Raw genomic sequence first — 7,983 nt, forward strand, 5'->3', positions numbered from 1 at the left:
CCGATGGGACCGACGGGATCGACGGGACCGACGGGATCGCACGGCGTGCTGGACGGGGTGTGCCCGCTGACCGTCCACGAGGCGCTGCGCCGGGCCGCGGCCATCGCGCCGGACGTCGAGGCGGTCGTCGCCTCGCACGGCCGCGTCACCTACGCCGCGCTGGAGACCGAGGTCGCCGCCGTCCGCGCCGCGCTGTCGGCGGCGGGCGTCCGGCGCGGCGACCACGTGGCCGTCTGCCTGGGCAACGGCCCGGAGTGGGTCGCGCTGTTCCTGGCCATCGGGTCGCTGGGCGCGGTGACCGTCCCGATCAACACGCGGTGGCGGCCGCCGGAGATCGCGTACGCGCTGCGGCAGTCGCGGTCGTCGACGCTGTTCGTCGCCGACCGGTTCCTGAACGTCGACTTCATCGCCATGCTGCGGGAGATCTGCCCGGCCGTCGACGCCGGGCTGCCGGGCGCCGACCTGCCCGACCTGCGGTCGGTCGTCGTGCTCGGACGGACCGGCACCGCCGACGTCCCCGCCGCCGCCCGGTCCTGGCACGACTTCATGGCGGGCGCGGCGGGCCCGGTCGAGCCGTGCGGGACGCCCGACGACGTGCTGCTGATCCAGTACACGTCCGGGACGACGTCCCACCCGAAGGGCGTGCTGCTGACCCAGCTCAACATGTGCGGCGACGCGTTCTTCTCCGGCGAGCGGCTCGGGCTGCGCGCCGGTGACCGCTTCCACAGCGCGCGGCCGTTCTTCCACGCCGCGGGCAGCACGCTGACGGTGCTGGCCTGCGTCCAGCACGCCGCCACGGTCGTGACGATGGACCGGTTCGAGGCGGGGGAGGCGCTCCGGCTGATCGAGGAGGAGCGCTGCACCCACTTCTCCGGCAACGACACGATCGCCCTGATGCTGCTGAACCACCCGGACCGGTCCAAGCGGCGGCTCAAGCTGCGGGGCGCGTGGGCGGCGGCGTCGCCCGCCGTCGTCCGGCGGATCGTGGACGAGCTCGGCGCGTCCGAGTGCGTCGTCGGCTACGGGCTGTCGGAGGCGTCGCCGAACGTGGCGCAGTCGGCCTGGTGGGAGCCCGAGGACGTCCGGGCGAGCGGCCGGATGCTGCCCGAGCCCGGCGTCGAGGTCCGTATCCAGGACCCGGAGACCGGGCGCGACCTCCCGGCGGGGGACGTCGGCGAGATCCTCGTCCGGGGCTGGAACGTGATGCGCGGCTACTACGCCATGCCCGCCGAGACCGCGGAGGCGCTGTCGCCGGACGGCTGGCTGCGCACCGGCGACCTCGGCAGGCTCGGCGGCGACGGCCGCCTCGAGTTCGTCGGGCGGGCCAAGGAGCTGATCCGCGTCGGCGGCGAGAACGTCGCGCCGACCGAGGTCGAGGACGTCCTGCACGGCCATCCCAAGATCAAGCAGGCGGCGGTCGTCGGGGTCCCGGACGAGCGCCTGATCGAGGTGCCGTTCGCGTTCGTCGTCCTCGCGGAGGGCTGCGCGGCCGAGCCGGAGGAGATCATCGCCTGGACGCGCGAGCGCCTCGCCCGCTTCAAGGTGCCGCACCACGTCCGGGTGGTCGCGGGCTTCGAGGAGTTCGGGATGACGGCCAGCTCCAAGGTCCAGAAGCGGCATCTCGCCGAGCACGCCCGCCGCCTGCTCGACTCGGTGGAGACGAAATGAACGGCGCCGCGCGGATCGAGACGGCGGTCACGCGCCTGCTGGGCTGCGACCTGCCGATCGTCCAGGCGGGCATGTCGTGGGCGTCGTCGAACTCGGCGCTGCCGCTCGCGGTGTCGAACGCGGGCGGCCTCGGCGTGATCGGCGCGGGCCCGATGCGGCTGCCCGACCTCGACCGCGCGATCACCGAGGTCGCGGCCGGCACGGATCGTCCGTACGCGGTGAACCTGCCGCTGTACCGCAAGGGCGCGGACGAGGCCATGGACCTGCTCGCGGCCAAGCGCGTCCCGATCCTGATCGCGTCCCAGGGCGGCCCGCAGCGGTACCTGCGCCGCTTCCAGGACCTCGGGACGATCTGCCTGCACGTCGTCGCCACCGAGGAGCACGCGGCCAAGGCGGTGGACGCCGGGGTCGACGGCCTCATCGTCGTCGGCGCGGAGGCGGGCGGCCACCCGCCCGCCGGGCTCGTGTCCACGCTGGTCACGGTCAGGGCGGTGGCCCGGCGGTTCCCGACCGCGCCGATCATCGCGTCGGGCGGGTTCGCAGACGGGGCCGGGCTGGCCGCGGCGCTGTCCCTCGGCGCCGGTGCCGCGCAGTTCGGCACGAGGTTCATCGCCAGCGCCGAGTCGAACGTCCACCCCGCCTACAAGGAGGCCGTCCTCGCCGCCGGGACCGGCGACACCCGCACCGTGGGCCGCGGCCTCGGCATGATCCGGGTCCTGGCCAACGACTTCGCCGGCCGCATGGCGGAGCTGGAGCACGCCGGCACTGACCTGGAACGCCGCCGGGCCGAGTTCACCGCGTCCAGCCTGAAGGACGCGGCCGTCGGCGGCGACGTCGCGGGCGGCAAGGTCGAGATGGGCCAGTCCGCCGGTCTGGTCGACGCGGTCCTCCCGGCCGCGCGGATCGTCCGGCTGCTCGTCGAGGAGTACGCCGCCGTGCTCGGCCGGCTGCCGGAGGTGCGGCCCGCCGGCGACCGCCCCGCCCGTCCTCCCGCCACACCGCTCCCCGCCTGGTAGCCCGCACACCCGCAGACCCGTCCACCAGCCTGCCCCGCCAGCCTCCCGCCACCCACGAACTCGGGGGAAAGTCAGCCGACATCAAGATCTGGGAGGTCTTGAGTGACGACCAACGACGACGACAGAGCCGAGCGGGTAACGTCCGCTCCGAGAATCGGGCGCAGAGGACTCCTGGGAGGTGCCACGGTGCTGGCCGCCAGTGGCGCGGTGTTCGCCGCCGGCGGCGGGACGGCCGCCGCGGGCGGATCCGACCAGCCTCCACTCAAGATCATTCCCATTCCCGAGCAGGTGCCGGCCCGCGAGGGCCACGCGCCGGTGCCCGGCGGACGCCTCTGGTACTGGGACACCGGAGGCCGCGGCACCCCCATCGTCTTCATGCACCCCGGCAGCGGCAGCGGCGAGATCTGGCCGTACCAGCAGCCCTACTTCGCCAAGGCCGGCCACCGCGTCATCGGCTTCTCGATGCGCGGCAAGTACGGGTCGAGCGCGCCGGACCCCGACGACCCGGGAACCGGCGCGGCCGACCTGCACGCACTGCTCCAGTTCCTCGGCATCGACCGGTTCCACCTCGTCGGCGTGGCCTACGGCGGGGGAGTGGCGCTCGACTACGCGCTGCTGCATGAGGAGCGGCTCCTCAGCCTCTCGATCAGCGGCAGCCTGACCAGCGTGACGAACCAGGACTACGTCGACATGCTGCGGCGGCTGCGGCCCACGGGCTTCAACGACATGCCGTCGTCCTTCATCGAGTTGGGGCCGTCCTACCGGGCGCTCAACCCGGAGGGGATGCACGCTTGGGAGGAGATCCACGACCGGGCCTCGACCAGCGACGTCGGGCAGCCGTACGCCACCAGCCCCACCTGGGCGGACGTGGAGCGGCTGAGAGTGCCCACCCTGCTGCTGTGGGGGGACGGCGACCTCTACAGCCCGCCGTCCGTGCAGCGGGTCATGGCGAGCCATTTCCGCAACGTGGAGACGGTCGTCGCCGACGAATGCGGGCACGCGCCGCACTGGGAACGGTCGGACGTCTACAACCCCGTCCTGCGCAAATTCCTGCGCAAGCATTCGCGCTGACGACGCGCTAGTGCCGGGGAGCCCGATCCCGTTGCGGGCTCCCCGGTCCGCTCACTGCAGTTGGGGGATGACCTCGGCGGCGAGCCGCTCCATCTGCTCCGCGTCGTCCCAGAGCGGGGTGAACAGGACCAGCTCGGCGCCCGCGTCCATCACCTCGCGCACTCCCTGAACGCATTCGTCGGCAGGGCCGAACACGGCGACGGAGAGCAGGTCGTCCCGCGCGTAGAACCGCTCCAGGGTGGCGGCAGCCCGCTTCCGTGCGCGGGCCCTGTCGTCGTCCACCCCGATGTAGACGCGCTTGGCGATCGGGAAGCCCGCGGCGTCGCGCCCCTGCTCCGCCAGCGCCTCCCGGACGGTGCGGACCTGGTCGATGAACTGCCCGGTCGTCGCGGACCCGGCGCCGAAGAAGCCGTCGCCGTGCCGGACGGCGCGCCGCAGCGCGTTCGGGTGCCGGGCGCCGAACCAGACCGGGGGATGGGGCTTCTGGAACGGCTTGGGCTCCATCGCCGCGCCGTCGAGCTGCCAGAAGCGGCCGTCGAAGGTGATGCGCGGACGCGTCCAGCACGCCTTCATCAGCTCCACCCCCTCGGTGAAGCGCGCGACGCGGCTGTCCGCGTCGACGGCGAACGCCGACAGCGTCCGGCCGCCCCCGCCGACCCCGACGCCGACGTCCACGCGGCCCCGGCTGAGCTGGTCCAGCGTGCTGAGGCTCTTGGCCAGGTGGACGGGGCTGTGCAGGGTGCTCACGAACACCGCGCAGCCGAGCCGGATCCGCTCGGTGCACGCCGCCGCGTAGGTCATCGTTTCGAGGGGGCTCGACCGGGACGCCGTCCCGAGCACCTGTTCCTGCGTCCAGGCGCCGTCGAAGCCGAGCGCCTCGGCCCGTCGCAGAAAGGCGCGGAAGCCGGCCGGGTCGAACTCGCCGTCGGGGAGGTCCTGCGGAATGGAGATCGCGAAGCGCATCTCTCCGATTTTAACGATCTTCCACGCCCGTGACCAGGCCGGATGGCAGCCACAGCCAGGCTTTCGCGCGCCGGATCTCCTTGCAGCTCACCCGGAGCGGCCGGTAGGCGGACAGGGCGCCGCGTCCGCCGCCGCGCAGCACGGCCTCCGTGTACAACGTGTCGGACGTGATCACGCCGAGGTCCGCGCCGGCGGCCCGGAGCGCCTCCTTGAACGAGCGCGCCTCAAGGAGCCGGAACAGGTGCATCGTGGCGGGGCTGAAAACGCCGTAGGCGTCGCGCTCCACGTAGCCGTGGTGGACGGCCATGCGCAGCCGCAGCCGGGCGGCGTCGTCCGCGAACCGGTTGTGGCCGCGCAGGATGACCGCCAGGTGGTGCGCCAGCCGGTCGAGGCAGTGGACGGGATCGACCTCCGCGGGCGCGACGATCAGTGCCCCGTCGCCGCGGTCCTCGCAGCGGCAGCGTCGCCACGGCAGTTCCGCCGCGGCGAACGCCTCGCCGAGCCGCCCGTACATCTCGCGGCGGACGCGCCGCTGGGTCGCGGTGTCCCGGCAGCGCCGTCCGAAACCGGCGATGTCGACGGCGATCACCGTCGTGTTAGCACGGGACGCGGGAAAGGGGTCGGGGCGCACATCCTCCAATTGATCGTCGGCCCAGAATTCGATCAGTTCGGCGGGTGTCAGCTCGCTGATCGGCGCATTGCGCAGGACGCGTCCGGTGCGGGCGGCCCAGGTGGTGAACAGCGACATCGCCAGCACTGCGGTGTCGACGGTCGACCAGCACGGTTCCGCCGTCCGGCCGTGATCGTCCGGGGGGCGCATCGGCAGCGGCAGGGGAGGAGCGGCGTCCCGCAGCATCGTTGTTCTCTCCTTCGCTCGAAGTGCGGGCACCACTCTGGCCGTGGGTCGCGGCGTCGCGCGCGGGGGTGGGATGAGTTGGGACGCCGCTCGAAATTCTGATGTTTATCACTAATGCCCAATTTGTCCGCGTTCGTGGGGCGGTGGTGGGCCGGAATTCCCGCTCCTGTCCGCCGGTTTCCAATGTGTACGGTTATCTCAAGACGGCGGACGGAAGGCGGCGGAAATGGATCATGGAATCGTCCAGTGACGACCCGGCGGTCGTTCTCGCGCGTTTCCTCTCGGGCCTCAACGACATCTGGATCCAGGCGGGGCCGCCGAGCTACGCGGAGGTGGAGGCGCTGTCGCGGAAGTTCGCCACTCCGGTGCAGGGGCGCACGCTGCGGGTGGAGGAGCTCAAGCGGTCCACGATCCAGCGCATCCTGTCGCGGCAGGGGAAGACGCTGCCGAAATGGCCGTGGGTGGCGTCCCTGGTGACCGTGCTGCGGGTGATCGCGTCCCAGAACGGGGTCGCCCCGGACGACCTCGGCACCCTCGACGAGTGGAAGGCCAGGTACGAGGAGGCGTGGCGCCGGTTCAACGGACGTCCACGGGAGACGCCGTCCTCGACCGGCGAACCTTTCGATGGTGCGGCGGTGCGCGCGGCGGCCGTGCCGCAGCGGGTCTCGGTGCCGGACGTCCGGACCGGGACCCGGCACCCGGCCGGAAACCGCCCGCCGGGTGGGGCGCAGGGGCGTGACCAGGCGATCGAGGAGCACGCCGGGCTGCACGCGCTGGCGCGGCGCTTCAAGACGGCGGGCTGGTGGCGGCGGTACCGGGACGTGGTGCCCGAATGGGCGGAGCTCTACCTCGATCTGGAGCGGGCGGCACGGCTGGTCCAGGCGTACGAGATCCAATTCGTTCCCGGCCTCCTGCAAACACCGCAATATGCCGAGGCGGTCATCCGCCTGGAACACGGCGCGGCTCCCGAGACGCAGATCAACCGCCGCGTCGAATTGCGAATGCTGCGGCAGAAGAGGCTGTGGGGCCCGAACCCGCCGCGTTTGTGGGCCATCCTGGACGAGGCGATGCTGCGCCGCGAATACGGCGGCCCCGCCACGATGCGCGCTCAGCTGGAGTACCTGCTGAAGGTCTCCTACCTGCCGAATGTCGGGATACAGGTGATGCCGCTGAGTAAAGGCGGGTACGCCGCCGCCGGCGGGCCGATCACCGCCCTGCGCTTCGCCGAGGAACGGCTGCCCGACGTGATCTACCTCGAACGGCTCGGCGGCGCGGATTACCCCACCGGGCCCGCGGACATGCTGCATTTCGGCCAGGTACTCGACCGCCTCAGCATCGAGGCCGCAACTCCCGACGAGACCCGCGACATGCTGCGCCGTCTTTGCTCCGGCAAGTGACATATCGGGAAGTGGCCGTCCGGCGGGTTGTCACCTCGCCGTCCGCTTGATTTCCTGACGCGGAACAGATTCCCGTGAAGCCCCCCGCTTCCCCGGTGAGCGCGGCGGGGCCCGCACCGATGGAGGCTGCGATGAGTTCCGGCGATGACGCGTTCTCCTGGCGCGAGGCCGAAAAGGACCTGCTGGCGGGGATCGACGCGTCCGTGCCGCACTCCGCCCGCATCTGGAACTACTGGATGGGCGGAAAGGACAACTATCCCATCGACCAGGAGGCCGGCGAGCAGTTCGCCGCGATCTACCCGGCCATCAAGGACATGGCCCGCGTCTCCCGGTACTTCATCTCCCGGGTCGTCCGGCATCTGGCCGCGGACGAGGGAATCCGGCAGTTCCTCGACATCGGCACCGGGCTGCCGAGCCACGACAACACCCACGAGGTCGCGCAGCGGGTCGCCCCCGAATCCCGCATCGTCTACGTCGACAACGACCCGCTGGTCCTCGCCCATGCGCGGGTCCTTCTGACGAGCAACCGGGTGGAGGGCACCGACTACATCGACGCCGATCTGAACGAGCCGGAAGCCGTCCTCGACGTCGCCCGGACGAAACTCGACTTCGACCGTCCGATCGCCCTGATGCTGATGGGCGTGCTGGGACACGTCCCGATTACCGAGGACGACGAACGCGCCCGTTCGATCATCGACCGGCTCACGGCCGCACTGCCCCCTGAAAGCTTCCTCGCCGTGTACGACGGCACCGACACCGACCTCGCGTATGTGGAGGCCATCCGCCTTTACAACGAGGGCGGGTCCGTCCCCTACCATCTGCGCAGCCCCGAGCAGATCACCCGTTTCCTGGACGGCCTGGAACCGGTCGATCCGGGTGTCGTGCAGATTCACCGATGGCGTCCCGAGCACAATCCGCTCGCCCCTTCCGCGGTCGTGGACGCCTGGGGCGGAGTGGCCAAGAAGACCGCATGACCGAATCGGGGGGCGGCCGAAACCCCCCCCCCCCCCGA

At 71.8% G+C, this 7,983-nt stretch carries 7 protein-coding genes; 5 read left to right on the forward strand and 2 right to left on the reverse strand.

All coding sequences use genetic code 11. The features are described from left to right. Positions 1–3: 3 nt before the first annotated feature. The 3 genes from ACH35V_RS08745 to ACH35V_RS08755 all read left to right on the forward strand — a co-directional run bounded on the left by ACH35V_RS08745 (position 4) and on the right by ACH35V_RS08755 (position 3,755). Complete coding sequence (locus tag ACH35V_RS08745; RefSeq protein ID WP_395971103.1) at positions 4–1,668, forward strand: AMP-binding protein; 1,665 nt, start codon at positions 4–6, stop codon at positions 1,666–1,668. After that, the gene (locus ACH35V_RS08750; protein ID WP_395971104.1) at positions 1,665–2,684 is read left to right on the forward strand and encodes an NAD(P)H-dependent flavin oxidoreductase; all 1,020 of its coding nucleotides are present in this window, start codon (positions 1,665–1,667) and stop codon (positions 2,682–2,684) included. The genes ACH35V_RS08745 and ACH35V_RS08750 overlap by 4 nt, the downstream gene beginning before the upstream one ends. A 186-nt stretch (positions 2,685–2,870) precedes the next feature. After that, positions 2,871–3,755, forward strand: a complete 885-nt coding sequence (locus ACH35V_RS08755; RefSeq protein WP_395971105.1) for an alpha/beta fold hydrolase — start codon at positions 2,871–2,873, stop codon at positions 3,753–3,755. 51 nt (positions 3,756–3,806) lie between these two features. Here ACH35V_RS08755 and ACH35V_RS08760 read toward each other — a convergent pair whose 3' ends face one another. After that, a complete protein-coding gene (locus ACH35V_RS08760; protein ID WP_395971106.1) occupies positions 3,807–4,718 on the reverse strand; it encodes an LLM class flavin-dependent oxidoreductase in 912 nt (303 codons plus the stop codon). Positions 4,719–4,728: 10 nt separating this feature from the next. Further along, positions 4,729–5,574 carry a hypothetical protein gene (locus tag ACH35V_RS08765; protein ID WP_395971107.1) on the reverse strand — a complete coding sequence of 282 codons (846 nt, stop codon included), beginning with the start codon at positions 5,572–5,574 and terminating at the stop codon, positions 4,729–4,731. A gap of 233 nt (positions 5,575–5,807) precedes the next feature. Between ACH35V_RS08765 and ACH35V_RS08770 the strand changes: the two genes are divergently transcribed. Next, positions 5,808–6,971 (forward strand): DUF5753 domain-containing protein, encoded by a 1,164-nt coding sequence (locus tag ACH35V_RS08770; RefSeq protein ID WP_395971108.1) that lies wholly within the window; start codon positions 5,808–5,810, stop codon positions 6,969–6,971. A 131-nt stretch (positions 6,972–7,102) separates the two neighbouring features. Beyond that, on the forward strand, positions 7,103–7,945 hold the full coding sequence (locus ACH35V_RS08775) for an SAM-dependent methyltransferase (protein ID WP_395971109.1): 843 nt from the start codon (positions 7,103–7,105) through the stop codon (positions 7,943–7,945). The last annotated feature ends 38 nt before the right edge of the window (positions 7,946–7,983 follow it).

It is taken from the genome of Actinomadura sp. 1N219, from assembly GCF_044326405.1.
GTDB lineage: Bacteria > Actinomycetota > Actinomycetes > Streptosporangiales > Streptosporangiaceae > Spirillospora.